The following is a 24943-nucleotide window of genomic DNA, read 5'->3' on the forward strand; positions in this document are numbered from 1 at the left end:
CTAGTAATTTTTTTAAATTTAGGTGGCATTCTCATTCGTTATGCAAACGTTTAGGCAAAATGAGTCAAACGTTTATTGTCGATCGAAAACGTCTGGTAGATGATTTTCGATCGACAATAAACGTTTGATTCAATTATTGAATTTGTTTGGAAAGACTGATTGGCTCTCTCGTAGTTAAAGTTATAAGCTAAACTTATTCAAATGGACGCAGCGGAGCGGAGTTCATTCTCATCGAGCAAGCTAATAGTTTTTCTCTCATCAATTCAAAAGTTGCAAAACCATAGCTTTGTCTCAGAATTAACTTGATTTTAGTATTAATCCCTTCCGTGACTGCACTTGTGGTTCTGTTAGCAAAAAAATTAGCAATTTCTGGCAAGTGACTTTCAAGTGTATTGGCGATATCGGCAAAAAATAAACCTGCATATTTTAACCATCTTCTCATTTTAGCCAATCCAGATTTAACAGTAGAGTTGCTTTCATATATGTGTCTAAGTTCCTCCTTGAATTCATAGGCAATCTCTAGAACGGTTGACTGTTGAAATAATTCGCTCAATTCGACTCGCTCCACATCGTTCAAGTCTCGATTGTTTGTCGTCAGTAATGATTTGTTTTTCAAGCCAGTTAATCCTAATTTAAGCCTGATTTTATTTAATGATTTATTAACTAGCTTCATCACATGAAATCGATCTATTACAATCTCAGCGTTGATAAATACTTCTTTAATAACTTTGGGAAATCCTCCCCACATATCAACACAAACTTCTTCGACAGAGGCGTGCATTTGTTCTGGTTGCCGCTTGAGCACCTCAATAATGTCATCACTTTTATGGGAGTCAACTACTTCTAACAGTGAGCTATTATCCAAATTAGTAACGACTGTTGCAAACTGACCTTTTCCTTTACGGCGACTAAATTCATCTAAGCTGATTCGTCGTGCATCTCCCCAGTCTTGCTTGGTGCGCTTAACCGTCGGGGAACCCGACGAGCGCGCATCCGCTTTTTGCCAATTCTCTTGCAGCAATTCTAGTGAATATTCCTTGAACTTGTTCGCGGCCTAATTCCTCTTGCTTGCTAACTTGTTCGACAGTTAAAGTTTTTACTTGGGCATAGATATAATTTTCATATCGGCAAGTAAAACCTCTTCCTTTTTCTACCCACTCTAATACTTCTGTTGGATATCTACCACAAGATTTACAATAGTATTTTCGACGTGGCACTTTTAAATAAACCAAATTACCAAAAATTGATAGATCTCTGACCAGTCGATAACTTGTATTGTGTAAGCAATCCGTATATTCTTGACAATTAGGGCAATTAATCCCTTCGTTATTTAACTGAAGGTGTAGACAAATAAAATCTGTTTCTTTATAACATGTAAAAACTGTGGCATTTTCTAAAGCCAGAAGAGAGTTGAGATGAAAGTCCATAGTGAGCATCCTGGGGTAAAATGTAGCCTAGGCTACATTTTACCCCAGGATGCGAGGAGAGCCGTTAGTGCGGCTTGTTCACTGCCCAGGATTACCTCGAACTCAATACGCTATTTTTGGTTCCAATCCTCGATCGACCCGAAGGCCGATCGCTACTAGCACTACCTCGGATTTAGAGCGGGGATGGTCTAGTTCCAATCCTCGATCGACCCGAAAGCCGATCGCTACAACGGCATTTTCCACCCCCCGCGCGAACTGATAGCCAGTTCCAATCCTCGATCGACCCGAAAGCCGATCGCTACAGCGGTTTAAGCTTGGGTGTAGAAATCTCATCCCAGTTCCAATCCTCGATCGACCCGAAAGCCGATCGCTACAAAATATTTAGCATCTAGGTATCGTTGATAGGGTTCCAATCCTCGATCGACCCGAAAGCCGATCGCTACAATTATTTGATTCAAAGCCTACTAAACCAACCACTGTTCCAATCCTCGATCGACCCGAAAGCCGATCGCTACATAGCTTATCCATACCACCGTCGTCGGGGGCGGTGTTCCAATCCTCGATCGACCCGAAAGCCGATCGCTACGTCGGTGCCAAGCTGAAGTCTTGTTGTCGTCTAATCTCGTTCCAATCCTCGATCGACCCGAAAGCCGATCGCTACTTTATCCAGACACACCGACGACACGACGCAGACACAGTTCCAATCCTCGATCGACCCGAAAGCCGATCGCTACCACCAGCCAAAACGAACTTTACCGCCAATCGAGTGTTCCAATCCTCGATCGACCCGAAAGCCGATCGCTACACGGGCGAACGATCGGAGATTGTTGCCGCTGGGGGAGTTCCAATCCTCGATCGACCCGAAAGCCGATCGCTACGCGTTCTCATTGTCAACCTTATCGACAATATTCTGGAGTTCCAATCCTCGATCGACCCGAAAGCCGATCGCTACACGAATATTCGCTACGCCGACTCATCCGGTAAATGGTTCCAATCCTCGATCGACCCGAAAGCCGATCGCTACAAAGATCTATCAGCGATGGATCGGAGTCGATGTTCCAATCCTCGATCGACCCGAAAGCCGATCGCTACGAAGGGGGTTTAATACCGCCAGATTCACCATGGTTCCAATCCTCGATCGACCCGAAAGCCGATCGCTACAAGGGACTTCTGACGGTTGCTGTCTATGTCTACGTTCCAATCCTCGATCGACCCGAAAGCCGATCGCTACAAAGGTGGCGATTTTGGCGGTACGGTTACGGCGTTCCAATCCTCGATCGACCCGAAAGCCGATCGCTACTCCAGCCATATAAAAATCGCAAGCCCCAGTATGGTGTTCCAATCCTCGATCGACCCGAAAGCCGATCGCTACGATGTATGTCCCTTCACCAGATGGGTTAGGATTGTTGATGTTCCAATCCTCGATCGACCCGAAAGCCGATCGCTACTTCCAAGCCACGGGTGTGACCGCTGTATCTCCAGGTTCCAATCCTCGATCGACCCGAAAGCCGATCGCTACGATTGAATCGATCGATTTCCGATGCCAGTTGGGGTTCCAATCCTCGATCAACCCGAAAGCCGATCGCTACGCACCAAAGCTTTAATTTGCGGCGGTCAGACCGATGTTCCAATCCTCGATCAACCCGAAAGCCGATCGCTACCTCGGTACGTAGCGGTTACAATGTGGCGATCGATACGTTCCAATCCTCGATCAACCCGAAAGCCGATCGCTACGACTCAGAAATTGCTACCGATGATACTACCAACAATGTTCCAATCCTCGATCAACCCGAAAGCCGATCGCTACCTGGAAGACTCACAAGTAATTTACGCATTGACCAGTTCCAATCCTCGATCAACCCGAAAGCCGATCGCTACCTGCGGTTAACAAAACAGAAACATCAACTGATGGTTCCAATCCTCGATCAACCCGAAAGCCGATCGCTACCACGGATAGACAAACTAAAATCAGTAGTGCTAACTTGTTCCAATCCTCGATCAACCCGAAAGCCGATCGCTACGTGACGTCTACGTCACCCTAACAGGCGAATCCTGGTTCCAATCCTCGATCAACCCGAAAGCCGATCGCTACGCACGATGGTAAAAATCCCAAGTCAGGATATGGAAGTTCCAATCCTCGATCAACCCGAAAGCCGATCGCTACACCACAACAGCCCCAAGGCGAGTTTGTAAGTGCTGTTCCAATCCTCGATCAACCCGAAAGCCGATCGCTACGCTTTACTGTCTGCTTAATAAAGGATTGCGATAAGGGTTCCAATCCTCGATCAACCCGAAAGCCGATCGCTACATCGACGAAATTGAGCAATTCCTAACTCATTCGATCGTTCCAATCCTCGATCAACCCGAAAGCCGATCGCTACCGAGCCTACTATCGAGTATCTTTTAGAGCTGGGGTTCCAATCCTCGATCAACCCGAAAGCCGATCGCTACAAAAAGCCAATCCCACTAATCGAGAAGCAGCTAGTTCCAATCCTCGATCAACCCGAAAGCCGATCGCTACCGGGGTACACCTGGGGGTAGCACTAGCGGTATTGCGCTAGTTCCAATCCTCGATCAACCCGAAAGCCGATCGCTACCACCACGGGTAAAACCTCGTGCAACTCGGAGCTGGGGTTCCAATCCTCGATCAACCCGAAAGCCGATCGCTACGATCCGCACTTGGGGCAAATAGCATCGACACAGGCAGTTCCAATCCTCGATCAACCCGAAAGCCGATCGCTACGAGCGGGAAATTTATCGAGACTGCTGACTTTCCAGTTCCAATCCTCGATCAACCCGAAAGCCGATCGCTACTTGATTTTAACCTATGTCTCTAAATCCTCCCATCGGTGGTTCCAATCCTCGATCAACCCGAAAGCCGATCGCTACGACAAAATCGGTCAATTTTTCCATCTCGACCTCGCGACTGTTCCAATCCTCGATCAACCCGAAAGCCGATCGCTACATAACCCACACTTGCTCGTGTCTGGCGTTCGCTGTTCCAATCCTCGATCAACCCGAAAGCCGATCGCTACATATTATCTGATTGTCAACAAAATCGGCTAGTATATTAGTTCCAATCCTCGATCAACCCGAAAGCCGATCGCTACATCGTACCCAGAATCGGATCTGTCCTTGGGTGTTGTTCCAATCCTCGATCAACCCGAAAGCCGATCGCTACGTGTGCTGGGTCGGCACCTCCGAGTTACCGACAATCAAGTTCCAATCCTCGATCAACCCGAAAGCCGATCGCTACCAACAGCCACCGCTGCCCGATGGAGCCATCTACTGTTCCAATCCTCGATCAACCCGAAAGCCGATCGCTACTTTGCCGATTTGGGTACGCGAGCGAGCAAGTAGTTCCAATCCTCGATCAACCCGAAAGCCGATCGCTACGCAAGGCAGCAGGTCAAGCACCAACGCGAGATAGTTCCAATCCTCGATCAACCCGAAAGCCGATCGCTACCGTTGACGGTTTCTGTCCGTCCTTCTGCTGAAGATGTTCCAATCCTCGATCAACCCGAAAGCCGATCGCTACAGGATGTAACGCCAAGTACCAACCCACCCACGGCAGTTCCAATCCTCGATCAACCCGAAAGCCGATCGCTACGGCTTCTATTTTAAACCCATATACAGCAAATGTTTCAACGTTCTCCAACGCGAACCCCTAAAAACTAACAACATCTCAACCCTCCAAAACATCAAGCCAACCAAGTTAAACCCTTACCCAGTAAGGCAACGCGAACCTCCCAGGAAAACAGACACCATTAGAGGTTCGCGTCACAAAATTAAAGGCTCATTAAAATCAACATACTTATCCACCCCATAAGCCTCCACCGCTCGATCGCGTCCCCCCATCAACTTATAAAACCGCAAACTATCCACCCGCACATCGATCGTCTTCAACAACTTTGATCGAAACACCTCAAACTGCATCTGGTCAATCTCGCATTCAAACACCGAAAACTGTACTCGCTGACCATAATCCTTACAGACGATCGCCACCTTGCGCAACCGCTTCGCCCCCGCTTTTGACTCTGTATCTGCAATATCATACGTCACCAAAATATTCATTATTAACCCCGCAAAATAAACGGTGGATACTGCGGAATATCCCCCCGCAAATGCCGCGCCAACAATCGCGCCTGCACATGACACACCAAACCCAACGGCACCTTTGCCTCTAAAATCGGATGCAGCACCTCCTCCTGCTTCCGCTTTTGATAAGCTGCCAGAAATTCTTTTCGTCCGTCCTCCGTTAGATTTACGCCACCGCCTGGACGATCGACAAAATCTCCTGGATTAATCTGTCCCCGATTCACCAAATTCAACACCAATCGATCGGCCACCACCGATCGCAACTCCTCCATCAGATCCAACGCTAACGAAGGTCTTCCTGGCCGCAACACATGGGAAAAACCCATTTGCGGATCTAGTCCCACACCCTCACAAGCCGCTACACACTCATTCGCCAACAGCGCATAGGCAAAAGACAACAGCGCATTAATCGCATCCTTCGGCGGTCGCTTCGATCGCTCCCTAAACTCAAACCCCTCCCGATTCATCCGAATCATTGCGCTAAACGCCCCAAAATAAGCCTTGGCAGCATATCCCTCTACGCCACGAAGTTTATCTATATCCGCTGATTTTTCGACCGTTCCAATTGCTTCTGCTTGCACCTGCGCCGCCGCTCGTAGTTTCGCTTCATCTCCACTATCTTTAGCCTCTCGCGCCGCCCGCATCAATACATTGCGTGTATTTTGCAACTTACCCGCCATCACATACCGCGCGATATTTAACGTCAGATCGGAATTCCCGATCGCTTCATGTTGCGCCCGTCGAAGCAAGACATTCCCCGTCGTTGGCCCCGCCAAACGTCCCTGAAACCGACCGCTTTGTGACAACCACACGATCGATCGACCATCTAACCCACAGCGATGAATCAAAAATGGACTGAACAAAACATTTCCAAACGCTACGATCGATCCTAAATGGTGCAAAGGCACCTGCTTAGTTTCCTCATCAATATTGATTTTCAACGTTTCATGATCTAACTGGAGATACGTCCCTTGAGTCTGGACGTACAACGTATTCAAAATTTGTTTCATATCTCATCAATCCTAAAAACAGCTTGAGCATCCCAGACTCGATCGAATTTCTTCAGTGGTTGCGGCAGACAAGCCTCTATCAAAGAACAATCCTCACAGCGAACATCCGCCACGGGTCTAGGCATCACTTGGTTTGCAAAAGTCTCCTGCACCGCTCGCACAGTCTCCGTCACCAGCGATCGCAATCGAGGATCGAATTCCACCACCCGTCGTCGCTTTGATGCACTATAAAACAACGCCCCAGTCATTACGGGTCGATCGAACATCTCTTCTAAACACATCGCCTGAGCGCAAAGCTGCACGGCATCAGCATCCTTTGCCTTCCGCGAGCCAGATTTATACTCCACTGGATAGGGCGTACCGTCTACCAAAAACTCCACCACATCAGCAATCCCCCGCAGTTGATGGCGATGGCTAATTAGAGCAAGCGATCGCTCCACCCGTACCCCCTCAATTAGTTCGTGACCGGGCACATCCACCCGTTCGTGTACCCGCAAACCCCGCAGGGTATAAATATTTTCCTGCCACACCTGCTCCAAATGAATCAGCGCAAACTGGCGCGGACAATAAACAAAGTGCTGAAGCGCACTCACCATCACATAGTCATCAGTCTTTTCCACAGCACTCGATCGTAAACAACAAAACAAAGCCCCCAACTTATTGGGGGCTATCCTATCTATCCCTCAGTCAAACGAGTCAACGTCACACCACTGGGTAGTTCGGCATCATCGATCGAGACTTGATAGTCACCAAATTTGCGTGGTGGTTCGCTAGGATTGTCGAGCTGGGCAGTAATGCGATCGAATAACTTATGCGCTGGCGCATTACCAAGTTTGCTCTCATGGGAAAAGACATACAAGCCACGGGGAGCCATTAACCCCCGCGAAGCCGAGCGATCGAAATCCCACATTTTAACCAACGATTCCCAGAACAGTTCTAAATCTCGATCGTTAACGCCTGTTTGGGCTGCCAACGATGGGGAATAGAAACCGCGCATCATGTATAAACCATACGGAATCAGCGTTTTACGTCCGATCGTCTGTAGTTTCTCAGCGTCCTTAACATCAGTAACAGCAACGCGGGTAACTGCCAAATCTTGCGGTAATACAGGATCGAACGACCTAGCAAAGGTTAGTTGAACGGGGCCACGCACTTGTCCCGCATTCAAACCCGTACTCATTACCGCCCCAAACATCCGCACATCATAAAAATTCTCGCACATCCATTTACGAGCTTTTTCAGCGTTGGCTCGGCTTTTATCTGGTTTACCAGCTTTTTTCACCAGAGCATCAATGAATTTTTTTACTGCTTTATTTTGATAAATTTCTTCAGTTTTTTCTAGCTCTTCCTTGAGTTCGGCATCAGTCAATTCACCTGAATAAGCTAATGTTGCGATTACATCTTCTTCGGTATCACCTTCACTATCAGTGAAAGTAAAAGCAGCAGGTAATAGATGCTTATACTCTCGTAAAGTTTCCAGTACATTGTTTTCTTTAATAACTTCACTGGCGGGTTTACCTGTAGGAATTCCTTGCTCGGTATAGGCGCGACGGATTTGATTGTTTAATACGCCATGATGCTCGACAAAGATGTTTAAGTGTTTCGCTTGTTCCTCAGTAGCTTCATATTCAGCATAAGTCGAAACGTAGTTACGAATCTTCCGTTTTAGACAAACATCTGTCACCAAACCGTGGGAAGTTTCGGCATCAGTTCGAGGCATATTACCGCCGTCAGGATCGCCATTCGGGTTGCCATCGGTGACATCAAATAACAATACAAAATCATGACGACGCTGACAATCTAAATGAACAGTCATGGGTTATTTCCTTAAGAATTAGTAATGAGATAAAATCTGAATGGCTTAGAAAATTGAGCAGCAGGGCATTTTATGCCTTTAACTTGGCTGCTTCTTTATCCGCTTTGGCTTGAGCAATCGCTGCCCGATTAGCCGCTCGTTGGTGGTAATATCCCAGCGAGAAAATTGCTTGATGACCCATCTTCAGGGTGTTAGGAAATCTCTTTTCAGGGAAGTTCAGCATAATTTCTTCAAGTCTTTGGTCGCACAATTTATAAATTCCTGGTGAATTTTTCCGCAACTTTCCTAGATGATTTTGTACCCCACGCATCAGTGGTGCAAAAGCCTTGGCTGGTGTACTAGAAGCTGAACCATAATAGCGATCGACTAAGGTAGCATTAGTGTTTCCTTGGGCTGCTCTCTGAATTGCTTCGAGTTCGGCAAGTAGTCGCCCACAGTGATAAGCTGCGTTGTCAACACCTTCTAGTTCGGGATTGGGATTTAGAGTGTCCATATCTGTCATATTGAGTTTTCCTTGGCTAATGAGTATCAGCTTAATCAGCACTGCGCGAGGGTAGGTTATATCTTGCTCGGCGCGGTTGCGTCGCACCAGTTTGACTAACAGATCGTCAGCTAAAGGCGCACCACTAAGCGCGTGGCGAATTAATGCAGTTGGCACGGTGGGCTGCATTTCCTTACTAGGATCGCGATAGACACTAGCGGCGAGGGTATATACACTAAACGACCGCATCTCAATCCCATAGCCATCCACCATTTTTTGATTGATAAACCACCGCTTGAGGTGCTCTCGCACATTGGGTATTGTGGTTTCCAGCCAATCGCGGACGACCGATCGCGCCATGCTAGCACTCAGTGATAGAGCATAAAATCGGTCGTCAGTATCGGTATGAACTTGGCTCCCAGATAGTGGTGATTCGATTAGATTTTTGACTGCTTGGGGATCGGGAGCTTTCAGGAAACTGATCGGATCGAAATCAGTTTTCTTGCGAGTCCAGAACACATAAGCAGTCGAACCCACATAAAGGCGCGAGCTATCGTCTGCCAATAAGTGATTCAGTGCCTTAGCAAATTTCTCTGCCGCATCGCGAGAAATCGGCGAGGAGAGCGAATTCTTAAGTCCATAAGATGTGAAGGGATCGGAATTAGCCGAAACTAAAGCGGTACCCGATGGCTGTCCACCGATCAATCCTTTGATTAGCACGGGCATCCTCTGAGCGACCTCAGACATTTCTCCTGTAATCAAACAAGTCATAATTGGGGCTGGTTCTTTGTCGGCATCATCACTACCAGATGTATAATCTGCCCAGAATTGCTCGATCGATTTAATCTGTGCCCTAGCATCAGCAATTACTACCCCATCAACTCGAAAGGTGATGTTTTCACTGGGATCGAATTTATCAAGTTTGAAACCAGTAGGTAGACACTCGCCGAGTTGGTTGGGATGCCATTTGGTGAGAAATACCCGAACGGCATCGAGCATTGGCTCCTGGGTGATTTCAAAGCATTTTTGAATTAGTGTTTTAAATTGCTGGTGGCAGTCTGCTACTCTTTCTGGCTTAGAATCTGGACGACCGACCCCCAGAACATATTCGATGCTATCGGCTAATAATTTGGGCTTTACACCCACAGTTCGCCCCACAAAGGGAACAACAATCGGCTCGCCACGTTTATTCGCTTTAGTATCGCCACCCCAAGGAACGAATTTCCCAACAAGAGTGCCATCTAAGTTGAGATCGATCGACCAACGAATTTTTTGTTCGCTGTACATCACTGGTGGCAGTGTCATTTGCGTATCAGCAAACTCTTTAAGCTGCGTCAGAATCATCCTGCCACCTCTGGTACTCGCAGGATACCTGCTTTCAAACTAGCTCGAAAGAATTTAGGTTTGGCTGTTCCCTTGGTGACTTTTCCGCCTTCTGCATCGTGGCTCATAAACTCAAGCTGCTTGGCTTCAGGATCGCTAACAAAATCCATATCCCACAGCATTAAACCCAATTCGTCACTATGTTCGATCGCCTGTTCGGTGCCATCTGGTTCGGCGAAATATGCACTGAATTCTCGCGTTCCCAAATAAGGCTGATGTTGACATTGCCCTTTAGCCACCCGTCGCCGGAATTGAGCACGATATTTAGCTTCAGGAGCATTAGCATGAGGCTTTAAGCAGATATCGGCAGTGATAATATAGGCCACATCCTTGAGACAAAGCGAATGGCGTTGAGCGCGATCGTCATCGGCAAAGTAGCGATATTCGGGATTTTTGGCAGAACTGGAGCTTTGCCAACTATTCATCTCATTCCGCAGAATCGAAAAATGCCGGATCGGTTTGAGGACTTTAATTTCTCGCACTTTCCAAACAAACTCTGGTTTCCAGAAAATCGCTTCCAGCACCCCCCGTGCTGCGCTAGGAGTCATTACCGGATAACTCACTCGCTCTGCACCAAACTCAGGGCGAGTAAATAGTGCCCCTTGCTCGCTCCAGACTTTCACCTGCAAAGGTGAGTCAAATTCATTCATAATTGTTTTTCTTTCCAACACTACACAATTAAATCGTATGGATCGCGAACGATCGCCGATCCGCCAAGACTAATCCCCCTTACTTCGTCATAACCCCCTTCCCAAACCCAGATCCCTGGGGCAATCTCCCGACGTACTTCCAAGCCTTGTTTAAACTCTCGATCGCGTAAATTGACCAAATAAGGCTGAAGAGCGCGGTGATGTCGAGATTTCAAACCCTGCCGCTCAATTTGGCGGATCAGCTTTCGAGCAGTTTCGTCATACTCGATGACAACTGGTTGAGTATCATCAGGAATTAGCTTGAACCGTTGAGCGGTTTCTGGATAATCGAAACGTTCGCGAGCCTCCTGAACTTTGTATTTATCTGTATTAGTCCCTTGATAAAGGTGCCCAAAGTAAGGACGGAAAATTTCAGGATCGTCAAAATTAGGCTGCTTTCTTAACAAATTAGCGGTTTCAGCTACTGCTGTTGCGTAATCACCTGGAGGTGTCCGCCCATTTTCTGGCTGAAACACCACGACTCGTCCTGTAGTAGAATTGCCTTCACGATTACAACGTCCTGCGGCTTGCACGATGCGATCGAGTGGCCCCAAGGCTCGATACACGGATGGGAAATCTAAATCTACACCTGCCTCGACAACTTGAGTAGAAACCAGCCAACAAGGAAGATTCTGTTTGAGACGCGATCTCACTGCTTCCAAAACCTTGCGCCGATGGGCACCACATAGCAACGTAGATAGATGAAACAGTTGTTCGGGTTCGTCTTGAGGCAATGCTGCCAAGAGTTCAAGGGCATCCTTGCGCGTATTCAAAATCAGCAGAGCTTGCTCGTGTTGATGTATCTGAACATCTTCCACTACCTGCGCCCAAGACCAAGGCTCATCGGGAAGCTCATAATTCACGCGGCTTAGTTGTCTGAAGTGTTCCTGAGCTTGTTCTGGCTCGATAATATCTTCCACACGTTCAAAGCCCTCTAGATATCGGCTATTGCCCTCTAGTGCGGGTTGGGTAGCTGTACAAAGCACGACTGTTACATTATATCGGGCTGCTAGTTCTTGGAGTACATTCAAGATCGGAGCCAGTAATCCGATCGGTAGCGTCTGTACTTCATCGAGAATAATTACGCTATTGATAATGTTATGGAGCTTGCGACATCGGCTCGTCCGGTTGTGAAACAAACTCTCAAAGAGCTGTACTGTCGTCGTCACAATTAGCGGTGCATCCCAATTCTGAGTAGCTAATCTAGCTTGAGCTGCTTGCGATCGAGCATCTTCATCATCCACGGTTGTTTTAGCTGCGCTGTGATGCTCTAGCACCGCAGCTTCGCCAAAAATCTTCCGATACACATTCACCGTTTGCTCGATAATGCTGGTGTAAGGTACCGCTACAATTACGCGATCTTGCCCGTGTTTAGCTGCATGTTTGAGGGCAAAAGCTAACCCACTGAGAGTTTTACCACCTCCTGTCGGTACAGCGAGGCTAAATACGCCTGGAGGTAACTTTGCTTTGTCGCTACAAGCCTGATAGACTTCTGCACGTACTCGATTGACTAATTTATCGGGTGCCTTAGCAATTAAGTCAGTTTGATGCTTTTCTAATACAGTCCATAATCGTTGAACTGTCTCTGGCTGTTGGCGTTGTGCGGTCAATTCTGGTGAAAAATGCTCTTCTGTATCTAAGAAATCAGCATCCACCAAACAAGAAAATAGCAATCGTAGAAATAGCTCATAGTGAAAGGGATTTTTGAAATTAGATATCTCAGATTCCCAATCAGATTTAGGACTGAGGTCGATCCCCGCAGTCTTTGCCTGCTCCAAAATCAATCGGTATGTGGGTTGATGTTCGGGATTACCGATCCGATCGATTCCTTGCGCTTTCTGTGGTAACCCACCATGATGTCCATAAATCAGGAGTGCGAGCGGCGGAATTAATTCTGCGGCTAAGATTGCCCCATGAACGGCGTGCGGAATGCTTCTAGCATTCTTATCACCTTGGGCACAAGCTATCAAATATTTCTTAAACTCTGGATTATACTTACCCAAGTCATGCCATAACCCCGCATAGTAGCCCAAGCGTTGGGCACCCAACTTATCCGCAAATCCAGCCGTACCATTGGCAACATCAGTCAAATGCTTTTTTAAGTCGTGCCACTTTTGAGAATCGTTAGGTGGAGGCGTATGCGCTACAAAATTTAGTGGTAATAGCATCTGAAGAGTTATTGAACGCGACAATACTATTCATGTTACAATACATTATTACTATTCAAGCTTATTTATCCACTATTTACTATCACCCTAACCCGTACCTGACCACTGCCCCACTGGTCGCGAAGCAACCCGATCGCGTTTGTCAGCGGACAACTATTAAAAGCTAATTTACGTCCCTGCTTGGCAACGGTTGTTAACTGTTGCGGATCGGTACGAATCGTAATCTCATCTGGGTCGTCAACCTCGATCGATCCGGTCAAATACATCACTGCACTAGGATATCGATCGAGCAGCTTATCTAGCTTGGGTGTAACTTCTTCATCAGCCCAAGCCATCGATTCAATCGTAGTGACGACCTTTCGCCCCACCTTGCCTGTAATGCGTTCGCTGACGATTTGATGTTCTAAATCTGGACGATTGCTAACTTGATACAGCTCGTCAGCAGTGGAGAGAGGATGAACTAAAAATGTACTGGCATCTCGTTGTTCGATGACTACATAATCATCCTTAATCCGAGCGCGATCGAATGTTCGTACCCCGTCAATGCGGACGACGATCTGATGCGTATTCCCTTTCTGATTTAGTAGCTCCTGAACCCCGCGCGGAGTGGCTAGAATCTCATTGAGGGAAGCACTCATCCCCCCGTTAGTATTGATATTCATCACTAGCAAAAACACCGCTACCACCAGGACTAAAATCGCGTATTCCCAGTTGGAGCCAGTCGATAGCCGTAGGTTTCGGTTCCCAGGCACGACACAGCGCAAGTTCGCGGGAAAGAATAGTTGAATTCCCGACTTAGTAATCGCATCCACGAGATAGCCAAACGTGTACCCAATCTCGATCGCATGTGCCAGCCGCCAGGAGATAACCGAGCTATAAGCCAGCCCGTAGACCAATGAAGCGATCGCGACTGAAGCCAGGATCGAATGCGTACAACTGCGATGGGGAAACCTCTTCTCTAGCAGTCGAGAGATCGGAAACAATACTCGTCCGGCTGGCGACTTACTCAGATCTACGTCGGGTAACAGTCCAGCGATCGCACCAGAACTAATCAGCATCGGATCGGCAGTCCCCAAAACCAAGCCAGTCATCAGACCACTAATAGCTAGATGGGTCAATGTCATCATGAATTTAGTTAATAGTTAATAGTTAATAGTTAATAGTTAATAGTTAATAGTTAATAGTTAATAGTTAATAACTATTTGTTTTCTTTGGTTGTTTTGATGATTGAGGTTAGGAGCTTTAATAGCTCTTCTACATCTAAGTGAATAGATTGATAGCTTTTTTCTTCTATATAGCCTGACTGGTGTAGTAACTCTATCCAGTACTCAGTCTCGTTTGCTTCCTTGAGAGCGATCGCTAGTTTGTGAATAAAGTCTGCTTTACTTTCTCAATAGTCCGGACACCTTTTGAAAAGAAAAATGATCGATCGATCCAAAAAAAGCAATTCATCGCTTAAAGTACAAGTAGAACCCAAGTACCAGATGAATTGCCCTATGGATATTGTACAGAACCTACTTGCCAAAGTGGGTAATTTAGCAAACCGCAACGCCAGTTCTTAGCCAGTATATTTGTGACGTTGTTTGTGGTATGCGGCAAGGCAAACTTTACTAATCTCAGTCGTTATGGGCAGTATAGCGAACGAACATACCGTCGTCAGTACAAAAAAACATTCGATTTCATTCCCTTCCACGCGCAGACAATTGCAGCAGCAATTGAACCAAATCGAGAGCAGATCGCAGCGATTGATTGCTCATTTATCAGCAAGAGTGGAAAACAGACATGGGGAGTAGATAATTTCTATAACGGTAGTATCAGCAAGTCTCAAAAAGGGTTAGAAATTTCGGTGATTGCAGTGGTGGATGTATTAGCCCATCAAGGTTACACTCTCTCAGTACAACAAACTGCAAAAACCGAGCGTCAACCCATCCCCGACGCGAAACCAACGGCGAAGAAGAAGCGTAAATCGAAGTCGAAATCGAAGTCGAAATCGAAGTCGAAATCTAAATCTAAATCGAAAGCGAAAACAGAACCAGTGATTTCTGAGCGAGTCAAAGGCTATCTGAAACAACTGAAAATAGCTCGCTCCCATTTGCCTGCGGTAGTAAAATATTTAACCGCAGACAGCTTTTACAGTAAGAAATCTGTTGTTGATGGGGTGATTGAGCTAGACCTTCATTTGATTAGCAAATTGCGGATTGATGCGGATCTACGATACTGCTACACTGGCAAGCAAAAGCCCAAAGGTGCGCCGCGTAAGTATGATGGCAAGGTGAATTTGAGTGATTTGTCCCGACTGGAATTCGGTGGTGAGTTAGCTAATGGCACTAAATTGTATAGCCAAGTGGTTTGGCATGTTTCACTTAAACGTAAAATTCGCATCGTTTACTTGGTTGACCAACGTCATCCCGAGAAGCAGCGAGTAGCTTTGCTCTTTTCTACCGACACGATGATTAATCCCATCAGTCTGTACGAGTACTACAAATCTCGGTTTCAAATCGAATTCATCTTTCGTGATGCCAAACAATTTACTGGGCTTTGCGACTGTCAATCCCGCCACCAACAATCCCTGGATTTTCATTTCAATGCATCCTTGGCAGCTCTCAATATTGCCAAGCTTGAACAGCAAAAAACTCAGTCGGATACTGGGGAAGATTCACAGCCGCAATCTTTTTCAATGGCAACTTACAAGCGGCTAGCTCTCAATGGACATCTACTTGAGCGGTTTATTTCCATGTTAGAACTTGACCCGACTTTGATTAAATCCCATCCTAACTACGATAGTCTTCTCCACTATGGCTCTCTAGCTCCATAAATCTGTCCGGACTATTGTTTCTGCATACTGAGATTCCCGTACCAACGCACCAATCGCAGTACCACTTCTCAAAACCTGTTTGCTAAGAACATACTCTTTCTTCTCTTCCTTCAAATATCGATACAGTTTCACAATCCTCAATGCAAACCGAAAAGACTTATCCCTAACCGGACTATTCATTATCAACCATCAACTATTAACTATTAACTATTACTCGATGTTCAAGTTTTTAAGCTACAGCTCGACGATTGAGGGAGGGAGTGGGTTCTAAGCGACCTAAATCTCTACCACTCATATGTTTACCAGACGATCTCAAAAGGAAAAACTCCTGAACTGATTGACTTAATTGATTCAACTGCTCAACCGGATTAGGTGCTTGTAGCAACTGCTCAAAATATAACAACAAAGCTTCCATCTGAAGATTGCGGAGTAGACTGCCCACAGTATATGCGGGCAGCTTGCTGTCAACGCGGGCTATTTGTCTCGGGTGAAGCAAGAGGCATAAGTCAAGCAACAGACTCAGGGTCAGGCCACGGCTTGTCCCTTCTTTACCTGTTTGCTTGGCCAACTGCGCCCAACCTTCATAAGACTTCCAGTCCTCGATGAAAACCTCTACTAACCATCTCAGTGTATACGCTTGGATGATATCTATGGTGCGCCAAGTCAGATCCGTAGCAACTAAATATCGATAATCTTGCTCACCCGGATACTTCAGCGCAATCACAAATCGCTTTTTTCCGTGAGCACAAACTTCCACTCTGATACTTCCAACATTGGCTGTAATGGCAGGTTGACCTCGAATACTCAACTCTTGAGGAACTCCCGGATAACTTGAAAAATAGTGCTTTAGGCTTTGTTTTCGGCCTCGAAAACGAATATTTTGGTTATAACGCAATTGGCTAATGACTTGGACTCCACCAAATAAGCCTGATGCTGCATCCATGAATTTTGCCTGACCATATAGTGCATCAGCAACGACGGCTTTGATCTTGATTTGACTGTGGTGCTTCCGAAACTGCTCCATTAATCGCAACACTAATTCTGGTTTAGTTGGGTAGTCTGGATTATGGGGTGGAGCCTCTGGGCGGTTTTTTTTCGCGATACCTTTCTTTCTCAGACGTTGATCTTCTCTTGTCCATGCTTGTTGTTGAGGGTCAGGTTGATAGACCTCAAATCCAACTGGCAAGCTCACTTTGTCAGTAACTAGTATTAATAACACTATGTTTTGACCATTTATATATCCCCCGCTACCTTTGTCTCTGATTTTATGGGTTTTGAATAACCTTGGTGTCTTCTTACTGCGCTGATGATCTGAGTCGTCAGTCACCAAAGTACCTCCAGAAATACCATACTGCTTGAGCACTATTGCTATACTAACTTGAAGCATCATCTCCCATGGCAGTTTGGATTTGCGAAACATCCATGATAAGGCTCCCAGGCTGTATTTCCCCAGGCTCACCCGTTCAAATCTTGCCCAGCATACGCTGTTCGTCAGTATTATGCCCATCAGACAGAATCCGATCCATCCACGCTGAATTCTGCTCAAGCCCCCATCTGGATTGTAACTTTTCAGTCCCTTGTTCAATTCGTTGATAAAGTCTTCGATGAAGGGCAAAGGCTTATTGAGTAGCATGTCTTTACCTTTCTATACCGATCCTTCATCCCATATCATACACTTCAGCAGTTTTCAAAAACTTGAACATCGAGTATTAACTATTAACTAATCTTCTTTGAGTCTTTCGGCAGAGTCCGCAGCATGTAGGTGATTCCGATCAGTAAGGCTCCACCCATACCCGCGATGACATACAGAAGTCTGCTATCCGTCCCGATAGCAAAGAACCGCAGCATCACAAATCCGGTCGCGGCGAGAATCAGCAGCGGGGTAATGTCGAAGTAATCGCCTCTGTCCCCTGCTTCGACTTCCAGACCCAAGTACTCTTCATCGATCGATCGAATTGCTAAAGCTGGATTACCACCAGCTCTTTGTTGTAGGTCTGCCAGTTGGGATTGGCTCAAGTTTAGTCCCCGCAAAACCGCCGCCGCTTCCATCAAATCACGGATGAAATAGTCGGGTAGCGGTCGAAGGATTAGGGGTGGAGTATTCAAAAATATGTCTGTTCTCGGCGGTTTGGTAGCTGCTAGAAGTAACGAGCAGCCTTGTCTCTGGATATTTTTTAGCCAAGTCCGAAACTTTGGATCGAGCTGGTGGGCATCATCAAAGACTAGGAAGGTGGCGGGGTTCGATCGCATGTAATCGCTCACCGCCCACCGCAGCTTTTCAACAGTCAAAGCTTTACCTTCCAGCTCGATCGTGTCGATCGCGAGCTGTTCGCAGATGGATATGAGCATTTGCCGCTGTGTAGCAGGGGCGAGAATCGCTGCCAGTGCGTAACCGTCGGCGATTAGTTCTTCTCTGACCGCATCCAACAATATTGTTTTCCCACTGCCTTCATCGCCACAGAGGAGAATCGATCCATTAGCCTTCAGAGCCGCTAGGATTCGAGCTTTCTCCTCCAGGCGATAAATTTTAAACATTGCGTGAGATCGGGTTATTTAGAGGACGCTGAGTCGGCGAGCTGGGGTTGGTAACGTTAACCACGACGAACAATCCGAGAATTAATGGCAACGTCCAAAAGTCGCTCAACAGTAGCAAAATACCTAACAACAGGGCGTTGAGACATTCTTCAGCTATGGTTCGCAGATTAAAGTTTAAGCCGCTTTCGGTAGTCGCTGTGCGGCGGCGATTAACGATGCGGCTAACCCTTTTGGGTCGGTCTGTGTGAACTGAAAGCTATCTAACTGCGCCCGTAATGTGGGGTCTAGCAAATGAGGATTGTTAATGTACTGGTCTGCCAAGGCATTTTCAGCAAGTAACATTGCTGTAGCTTTGCGTTGAGCCTTGATTACTAAATGTTGAGCCAGAACATTTTCAACTAGATCTGGTGAGGAGTTGTCAAACATTCCTGTAAATTCACCCGTAACACTAGACAGAATATCGGGATGTCCTAGCAGATCGGCTAATTCATCTCCTTCTGGAGTAGTAATTAATTCTCCGGCTGGTGAATCTTGATTAGAGATTCGAGCGGGAATTTCAGGCTCTTTTATCGATGAGACAGGACGATCGGAATAGTTAGCTAATAGCTTGGGAAATCCATCGGGGCTACCAGTCTGTGAAATATATCGATCGAAATCTGTAAATACCTCTAGTTGCTCTGGACTGAGGTAGTAAAACCTGCCCTCTTTCACCAATCGATCGGGCGTGAAACCCAGCATAGCCAATCGATTCACTCTCGTATTCTTTCCAATCTTAAATTTTTCATCTAAATCGGAAGTTTTTACTCTAGTTGTTTTAGCAGTCATATTCAATAGGGTAATAGTTGTCTATTCACAGCAAAGCTAGGGCAAATAATTTGCCCTTTCTCTCCGACTTTATTCGACAGAATTAAAAGTAATTCTCAAAGTAAAGGTATTGTAAGTAGTATCAACTAATACCTGTAGAAAACTATTTATTTTAAGAAAGTTTTACGAAAGCTGGGATTCATCTACGCCTTTTGTCTTAGTACGGAAATCGATCGAGATCGAAAGATACGAATACTCAGTCAAAAGACGTAGAGGTTTTCGACCTGTCGTTGGCGTAGCCTCTCAGAATGAGAATCACAAAGTACATCGGCAGGACAGGAACGGCGATTATCTTCGCAGGATCGGGAAATTGTGTTCGGGGAGCTGTGGGGGGGCGATCTTGTTACCTGAAGATGATATCGCCACGGTAGGCGCGAGGAAAGTCAAAAATAGCAACAGCAAGAACAGTGGCGGACTCATTTTGACTCTTTTAAATCTTGCTGTCAGCAGCGACAGCGGACTTGTTTCTGTTTTCTCGGATTTAAACATTGCTAGCGAAACCTCAATAATCAGTGACAAATACAATATATCGATTAATTTAAACACAGAGTTTTGATGAATTTATCCGCTAAATACCAAAATATAATTGACAAAACGTTTGAATATTTTGCAAACGTTTGGAGTTTTGATTAATGCTTCAAATCGATAGTCAGTACTAACGTAAGTTGCTAGCTATAGCCTAAATCTAGGCAGAGGGTAAAGGAAAACACTCCACCTTTACCATGGGAGCATCCCACTTTTTATTTAGCGATCGCAAATTAAACCGTTAAGATAAGCGCAGCGATGCGCTAATACTTGAGGAACATTTTCAAATTTCCACTGCGCTCCAGAGATTTTAGTCCGACGATCGATCTGCTTAATTGTAGACTCAATGGCACCAGAACCAATTGAACAAATTTGTTCAGCTTGAAAATAATAATAATTAATTATACGATGACGATGTTTCTCTAGATAAATACGAAAGTTTTCAGCTTGCTTGAGAGTACAATCACCGAACAATTTAATAGTCTCATCAACTTTTCCGTACCAGAGCAGTTTTCTAGCAGCAAATAGTCTTTGATTAGATCCTCCAATTTTATGGAGATTTTCCATGAGATGAAACCAGTCGAGAATTTCTCTTCTTTCACCAACAGGTACAAATTCCTTGATAATATTCCATACCCCGTCGTGACCATCACCTAAGCAGGTAACAACTGGTGCTAATTTTTGACTATTTACCCAATTAACAATCACCTCATTTTCTTGAAATGATGAAGCAATTTTTTGCTGTTGATGCAGTACTGTTGCTTTGTATCCTTTCCAGCTACATATCTCTCCCTTCGGTGTTCTCACTCGAATATTCCCTCCATCCACACTCAATTCTGCCACTGGTGTTTCTGCTTGAGGCAATTCAAATTCTTGTCGATGGATTAACCTCTGCTGGGCACTTTTCGATATTTTCACTCCAGTCAAATATTCGATTTCTTCCGTTGTCCTTTCATAAGAAACTGATGCACTTATTCGTAGGCAACATGCTTCTAAATATGGACGGATTTGAGTATGACTTTTGATATTTAGCTTGGCTGCTTGTTTACTTGTGATTACTAGTTCTCCAATTATGCTTTGGATCTGTCTTTTATATCCTCCAGTTTCGACTGTGACATTTTCGATAAAAAAATACCGACTTCTGGCATCACATACTTTTGCATTCTCGCTCTCACAGCTTCTTCGATTTTCCCTAAGCTAGTTAGTTCTTCTTTTGGTGTATTCTTATATAAAATCCTGGCAATAGCTTCCGTGTGTCGATCGAGTTCTTTTTGTTCTTCTGGACTCATTACACTACCTTAATTTACTTAATCTCATTATCTCAAGATTGTAGTCACTTTGCTGCTATTTTTGTCAAATTTCTCAATCTTCATACTAGTACAGAAGGTTTATCTCCTTGGAGCAAATAAAAAGTGGGATGCTCCCCTTTACCATTTACCCCTTCCGCACTAAAAATTCTTAATTAGCAACTCAGGTTACTACTAGTATGTGTTAGGCAGTTTACCAACAACATTAAAGCGAGAACATTAATAATATAGATCTAATATCTTCTCGAAACCGTAGCTAAACACTTTCACTTCTCAATTAAGACCAGAGCCAGTATCGGAAAATAGCTCGATTTCAGTGAAATTGCTTAGAAACTGTATATTTGGTGACATTTTACTCTCATAAGCTTAAAATTATATTAAAAATACAAAAAGAAACACCAAGATTGGTGAATCTCTTTTAAAAACCACCCTGACCGTGCTTATAATGAAGCCTTAATCGAAAACCCCCAGCAGCGCAGGAATGCACGACCAGGGGTTTTGATTGAGTTTCTGATTGGAGTCAGAAACTAAGTCCGACAAAACAATACAAATTTTATGGGAAACCACGCAACCTAACAGGAATTAGGAAGCAGGTGATAGCTAAATCTTAGCGTAAATTTGACGTATCGCCAATATACCCTTCTGATTACATTTATCATCCAATCTTAACTTCAGCTAGGTTGTGTGGCTTCCGACACCAAGGAACCACTAATGACTATTACTTGCAATTTTATTGAAGAGCATCATGCCCAAGAGTTCAAAGATAGCGCGATCGCGCCCGACATCGCGGCGTTAAATTTCCGTTCGTGGAATCCGCTCGACGAAAACGATTTAGATGATGTGTTCGTGCTGTTAATTGCCGAACCACAACACCGGAATAATGGGTCACTGGCGGGTCGCTCGGCTAACGATCTGGCAAATGTCCTCCGAGCTGGGGGGTGGATTTTCGAGGGCTATCGGGGAGTATCGATCAAGCCCGATTCACCGCGTCGGAATGCTGAAGGTAAGGTCATTAAATATGAGTCCCCAAGGGGAGCGGGGAATCAACAGCTATTCGTCCCTCGTTTATCGGTACGGGCGGGACTAGCGATCGCATCCAAACTGGGAGCAGTAATAGAGCAGGAATATCGCCAGCGGGTCGAGTTACTAGCCCCAGACATGGCAGATCTTGGCTTCTGGGATTGGTATCTAGAACACGACGGATTCATCATTATTACTGAAGGGGCAAAGAAAGCCTGTAGCCTGATTTCTGCCGGATATCCAGCGATCGCACTTAATGGAGTGTGGGGCTGGGGCACAAACGAGAAGGACATGTTTGGGGAAGTCGAGCGTGGCGACTTTGGGGAAAGTCTCAAGATATTGAACTTAGAACTAGAGCCATTTCTAAACGATCGAGAAGTAGTCTTAGCCTTCGATCGCGACGATAATCCCTTGACTGTGAAGAAGGTTGAAGCCGCCAAGCAACGGTTCCGCCAAGAGATTGAAGATCGGGTGGTTGGAGTAACCGAACTCAAATGGAAAGGTCATAAAGGAGTCGATGACTTGATCGCTGCCAAAGGGGTCAAAGCTTTAGATAAAGCTTATGCCAAACGAGCGGAGATGGCATTATCAGTCCCTAAAAATGCCCACTTCATCAGCTCGATCGAGGATGGTTTACTCAAAGTCACGAGTATGTCGAGTGAATATATCGGCAATCATCTTACTGCGATCGCCTGTATCGATAACCCTGATGAAGACGGCGCGGCACTGTTATTAGAATTCAAAACGTTTAAAGGCACGATTCGCCGCTGGACGATGTTAAGGGCGTTTCTTGCAGGTGACGCTAGCTCGATCGTTGAAGGGTTACTCAGTCGAGGTTACAGCTTCAAGCGGGAGCAAAAAGGTTTGTTACTCGACTACCTCTATGGTTTGGGTGCAGATATTTCTCAAACCTATACTGTTACAGATTCTAGTGGTTGGGTGGGAAAGTCTTTCGTTCTCCCCCATCAGACATACGGGGATGAGAACCTAAAATTTCGCGATGTAGATCCCAGTCCAGATGCGATTACCGAGATCGTTGGGACATTAGAGGGTTGGAAAGATACCGTCGCTGCCAGATGTGCGGGGAATTCTCGCTTAATTTTGGGATTAGGTACCAGCTTTGCGGCTCCGCTCTTACCCATTATTGAAATCGAATCGGGTGGTTTTCATTTGGTTGGGGCTACGTCCCAAGGCAAGACGACTATTTTATCTGTAGCCGCTTCTGTGACGGGAGTTAAGGAGCTGCCCCACTGGAGAACCACCACCAATGGGTTAGAGAGTACGGCTACTGCCTTTAATCACCTCTGCCTTCCCCTCGACGAAATCAATCAAGCTGAGGCGCGTGATGTGGGGAATATCGCCTATATGTTGGCTAACGGGCAAGGTAAGGCACGGATGAATAAGAACCTCACCAACCGCAAACCAAAGACATGGCGATTAATGGTTTTATCTTCTGGTGAGGTGGGATTAGGTAGCTATATGGCGCAAGCTGGCATCACCCTAAAAGGCGGTCAGGAAGTCCGATTACCCGATCTCCCTGCGGTGCCTGACAACTCAATCTATGGATGTTTCGAGACGATTCACGGAGCAGATACGCCAGAACAGTTTGTTTTAGGTTTAGAGGCGGCGGTGAAAGAACATCACGGTACGGCGTTAGATGCTTTCCTCTCTCGATTAGTCGTGGATACAGCCGAGCCGACATTTGCGGGTAATCTCTCGAAACAGGTTCATTTAGTCGCGGCGAAACTAGCTGAGGGGACGAAAGATAATGCCATTGGGCGGGTAGCTAAACGGTTTGCCCTGGTGCAAGTATCGCTAGGATTAGCGCACAAGTATGGGTTACTACCCTTCGATGTCGAACAAGTAGAACTGGCTATTTCTACCTGTTTCCAAGCTTGGTTAGTCGCCAGGGGTGGGGATGGTTCGATCGAAATCAAACAAGCGATCGAACGGATCGAACATCTACTCGTCACCAACGAGTTTAGCGACAGGGTTTATGACCTCCGCGACGGGGATACCAAGACCATTCGCAATCTTTTGGCTTACCGCAAGGTTGGCGTGGAAGGGGACACAGAAGAGTTTTGGGTACCGCCAACAGTATTCGATAAAGAGTTCGTTGTTGGGGTCAACAAGGCGGAGCTGGTGAAGGAATTACAGCGACTTGGCTGGTTGTTACCACCTCGTCCAGATGGTAAAGCTATTCATACTCGTTCGGTATGTGGAAAACGCATTTATCTTTATGTTTTCCAAAAACGCCAAATCGTGAGTGAACAGGGTGAACAGGGTGAACACCCCCCCTCAAACCCTTTGTCAGAGTCATAAATTTATGGCTACCCCCTGTTCACTCGGCTTTTTTTTAGAGTGAACAGGGTGAACAGGAAACAACTATTTCATTGTCGCATGTTCACCCTGTTCACTCGGCTTTTTTGGAGAGTGAACAGGGGGGGTGAGAACAAAACCTCGTCCAGTAATGGGTTTAAGAGGGATGTTCACCCTGTTCACCCTGTTCACTCGCAAAAATCGACTTTCTGAATTTAATTTTGAAAAAACGCTTTTTTCAAAACGGTAGGTAATATCGATGTACTGTTCGAGGGCAGGTAAATTAACAATTGGCTATAAATTGAATCCAGCCGCCATCGTAATGTCGCTCGATCCCCCGCCGCACTTCCTCATCGGTCAAATCTTCCAAGTCCGCAGCTTCATCTAGCCAACTACAATCGCGAATCCATGTTCGCGCTTCATCTATTTGGGCTTTAGTCACTTCTTGCATATTCATAGATTCTGGTCGATCGGACAGGCTAGCAA

General features: G+C 45.9%; 18 protein-coding genes, 2 pseudogenes and 1 CRISPR repeat array. Of the genes and pseudogenes, 2 read left to right on the forward strand and 18 right to left on the reverse strand.

Features of this window, described 5'->3' with window-relative positions:
* Positions 1-193: 193 nt before the first annotated feature.
* The 11 genes and pseudogenes from CHA6605_RS31495 to CHA6605_RS32795 form a co-directional block, all read right to left on the reverse strand.
* Positions 194-1021 (reverse strand): ISL3 family transposase, encoded by an 828-nt coding sequence (locus CHA6605_RS31495; RefSeq protein ID WP_198288477.1) that lies wholly within the window; start codon positions 1019-1021, stop codon positions 194-196.
* The gene (locus CHA6605_RS35055) at positions 963-1427 is read right to left on the reverse strand and encodes a transposase family protein (RefSeq protein ID WP_198288478.1); all 465 of its coding nucleotides are present in this window, start codon (positions 1425-1427) and stop codon (positions 963-965) included. Before CHA6605_RS35055 ends, CHA6605_RS31495 begins: the two co-directional genes overlap by 59 nt.
* Positions 1428-1546: 119 nt before the next feature.
* Positions 1547-5037: direct repeats of the CRISPR family, unit length 37 nt; unit sequence GTTCCAATCCTCGATCAACCCGAAAGCCGATCGCTAC.
* Between the two features lie 170 nt (positions 5038-5207).
* Positions 5208-5501 (reverse strand): CRISPR-associated endonuclease Cas2, encoded by a 294-nt coding sequence (gene cas2, locus CHA6605_RS09735; RefSeq protein ID WP_015159297.1) that lies wholly within the window; start codon positions 5499-5501, stop codon positions 5208-5210.
* 2 nt (positions 5502-5503) lie between these two features.
* Positions 5504-6535 carry a type I-C CRISPR-associated endonuclease Cas1c gene (gene cas1c / locus CHA6605_RS09740; protein WP_015159298.1) on the reverse strand — a complete coding sequence of 344 codons (1032 nt, stop codon included), beginning with the start codon at positions 6533-6535 and terminating at the stop codon, positions 5504-5506.
* Entirely contained in the window at positions 6532-7155 is a 624-nt protein-coding gene (cas4, locus tag CHA6605_RS09745) for a CRISPR-associated protein Cas4 (protein WP_015159299.1), read from the reverse strand. Before cas4 ends, cas1c begins: the two co-directional genes overlap by 4 nt.
* A 56-nt stretch (positions 7156-7211) precedes the next feature.
* Complete coding sequence (cas7c, locus tag CHA6605_RS09750) at positions 7212-8351, reverse strand: type I-C CRISPR-associated protein Cas7/Csd2 (protein ID WP_015159300.1); 1140 nt, start codon at positions 8349-8351, stop codon at positions 7212-7214.
* Between the two features lie 70 nt (positions 8352-8421).
* On the reverse strand, positions 8422-10176 hold the full coding sequence (cas8c, locus tag CHA6605_RS09755) for a type I-C CRISPR-associated protein Cas8c/Csd1 (RefSeq protein ID WP_015159301.1): 1755 nt from the start codon (positions 10174-10176) through the stop codon (positions 8422-8424).
* On the reverse strand, positions 10173-10865 hold the full coding sequence (cas5c, locus tag CHA6605_RS09760) for a type I-C CRISPR-associated protein Cas5c (protein WP_015159302.1): 693 nt from the start codon (positions 10863-10865) through the stop codon (positions 10173-10175). Before cas5c ends, cas8c begins: the two co-directional genes overlap by 4 nt.
* Before the next feature lie 20 nt (positions 10866-10885).
* Positions 10886-13072 (reverse strand): CRISPR-associated helicase/endonuclease Cas3, encoded by a 2187-nt coding sequence (locus tag CHA6605_RS09765; RefSeq protein WP_015159303.1) that lies wholly within the window; start codon positions 13070-13072, stop codon positions 10886-10888.
* A gap of 65 nt (positions 13073-13137) precedes the next feature.
* Positions 13138-14199, reverse strand: coding sequence for a metal-dependent hydrolase (locus CHA6605_RS09770; RefSeq protein ID WP_015159304.1), 1062 nt, complete (start codon positions 14197-14199; stop codon positions 13138-13140).
* Positions 14200-14270: 71 nt separating this feature from the next.
* Positions 14271-14462: pseudogene (locus CHA6605_RS32795) on the reverse strand (four helix bundle protein); the annotation flags it as partial.
* A gap of 369 nt (positions 14463-14831) precedes the next feature.
* On the opposite strand from CHA6605_RS32795, the gene CHA6605_RS32800 reads away from it, so the two are divergent.
* Positions 14832-15887 (forward strand): transposase, encoded by a 1056-nt coding sequence (locus tag CHA6605_RS32800; protein ID WP_232432265.1) that lies wholly within the window; start codon positions 14832-14834, stop codon positions 15885-15887.
* A 15-nt stretch (positions 15888-15902) separates the two neighbouring features.
* Here CHA6605_RS32800 and CHA6605_RS32805 read toward each other — a convergent pair.
* From CHA6605_RS32805 to CHA6605_RS09795, 6 genes and pseudogenes are all read right to left on the reverse strand, one after another.
* Positions 15903-16067: pseudogene (locus CHA6605_RS32805) on the reverse strand (four helix bundle protein); the annotation flags it as partial.
* Between the two features lie 49 nt (positions 16068-16116).
* The gene (locus CHA6605_RS09780) at positions 16117-17520 is read right to left on the reverse strand and encodes a transposase (protein WP_015158689.1); all 1404 of its coding nucleotides are present in this window, start codon (positions 17518-17520) and stop codon (positions 16117-16119) included.
* A gap of 83 nt (positions 17521-17603) precedes the next feature.
* The gene (locus CHA6605_RS09785; RefSeq protein ID WP_015159306.1) at positions 17604-18422 is read right to left on the reverse strand and encodes an ATP-binding protein; all 819 of its coding nucleotides are present in this window, start codon (positions 18420-18422) and stop codon (positions 17604-17606) included.
* 174 nt (positions 18423-18596) lie between these two features.
* Positions 18597-19247, reverse strand: a complete 651-nt coding sequence (locus tag CHA6605_RS09790; RefSeq protein WP_015159307.1) for a hypothetical protein — start codon at positions 19245-19247, stop codon at positions 18597-18599.
* Positions 19248-19574: 327 nt separating this feature from the next.
* Entirely contained in the window at positions 19575-19775 is a 201-nt protein-coding gene (locus CHA6605_RS33970) for a hypothetical protein (RefSeq protein WP_157259943.1), read from the reverse strand.
* A 255-nt stretch (positions 19776-20030) separates the two neighbouring features.
* Positions 20031-21100, reverse strand: a protein-coding gene (locus tag CHA6605_RS09795; protein ID WP_157259944.1) for an ISKra4 family transposase whose coding sequence is annotated in 2 segments (ribosomal slippage) — positions 20031-20944 and positions 20944-21100 — 1071 coding nt in all. Because the reading frame shifts where the segments join, the coding sequence is not laid out codon by codon here.
* 729 nt (positions 21101-21829) lie between these two features.
* Between CHA6605_RS09795 and CHA6605_RS09805 the strand changes: the two genes are divergently transcribed.
* Positions 21830-24460: a DUF927 domain-containing protein gene (locus CHA6605_RS09805; RefSeq protein WP_015159308.1), complete on the forward strand. Its 2631-nt coding sequence runs from the start codon at positions 21830-21832 to the stop codon at positions 24458-24460.
* 280 nt (positions 24461-24740) lie between these two features.
* Here CHA6605_RS09805 and CHA6605_RS33975 read toward each other — a convergent pair whose 3' ends face one another.
* The gene (locus tag CHA6605_RS33975; protein ID WP_015159309.1) at positions 24741-24914 is read right to left on the reverse strand and encodes a hypothetical protein; all 174 of its coding nucleotides are present in this window, start codon (positions 24912-24914) and stop codon (positions 24741-24743) included.
* Positions 24915-24943 lie beyond the last annotated feature (29 nt).

It is taken from the genome of Chamaesiphon minutus PCC 6605 (assembly GCF_000317145.1).
GTDB lineage: Bacteria > Cyanobacteriota > Cyanobacteriia > Cyanobacteriales > Chamaesiphonaceae > Chamaesiphon > Chamaesiphon minutus.

Bases quoted from the DNA above. Each gene is read 5' to 3' on its own strand.
- CHA6605_RS35055 (WP_198288478.1), bottom strand. From the start codon at position 1,427: ATGGACTTTCATCTCAACTCTCTTCTGGCTTTAGAAAATGCCACAGTT.
- cas2 (WP_015159297.1), bottom strand. From the start codon at position 5,501: ATGAATATTTTGGTGACGTATGATATTGCAGATACAGAGTCAAAAGCG.
- cas1c (WP_015159298.1), bottom strand. From the start codon at position 6,535: ATGAAACAAATTTTGAATACGTTGTACGTCCAGACTCAAGGGACGTAT.
- cas7c (WP_015159300.1), bottom strand. From the start codon at position 8,351: ATGACTGTTCATTTAGATTGTCAGCGTCGTCATGATTTTGTATTGTTA.
- cas8c (WP_015159301.1), bottom strand. From the start codon at position 10,176: ATGATTCTGACGCAGCTTAAAGAGTTTGCTGATACGCAAATGACACTG.
- cas5c (WP_015159302.1), bottom strand. From the start codon at position 10,865: ATGAATGAATTTGACTCACCTTTGCAGGTGAAAGTCTGGAGCGAGCAA.
- CHA6605_RS09765 (WP_015159303.1), bottom strand. From the start codon at position 13,072: ATGCTATTACCACTAAATTTTGTAGCGCATACGCCTCCACCTAACGAT.
- CHA6605_RS09770 (WP_015159304.1), bottom strand. From the start codon at position 14,199: ATGATGACATTGACCCATCTAGCTATTAGTGGTCTGATGACTGGCTTG.
- CHA6605_RS09780 (WP_015158689.1), bottom strand. From the start codon at position 17,520: ATGCTACTCAATAAGCCTTTGCCCTTCATCGAAGACTTTATCAACGAA.
- CHA6605_RS09785 (WP_015159306.1), bottom strand. From the start codon at position 18,422: ATGTTTAAAATTTATCGCCTGGAGGAGAAAGCTCGAATCCTAGCGGCT.
- CHA6605_RS09790 (WP_015159307.1), bottom strand. From the start codon at position 19,247: ATGACTGCTAAAACAACTAGAGTAAAAACTTCCGATTTAGATGAAAAA.
- CHA6605_RS33970 (WP_157259943.1), bottom strand. From the start codon at position 19,775: ATGTTTAAATCCGAGAAAACAGAAACAAGTCCGCTGTCGCTGCTGACA.
- CHA6605_RS09805 (WP_015159308.1), top strand. From the start codon at position 21,830: ATGACTATTACTTGCAATTTTATTGAAGAGCATCATGCCCAAGAGTTC.
- CHA6605_RS33975 (WP_015159309.1), bottom strand. From the start codon at position 24,914: ATGAATATGCAAGAAGTGACTAAAGCCCAAATAGATGAAGCGCGAACA.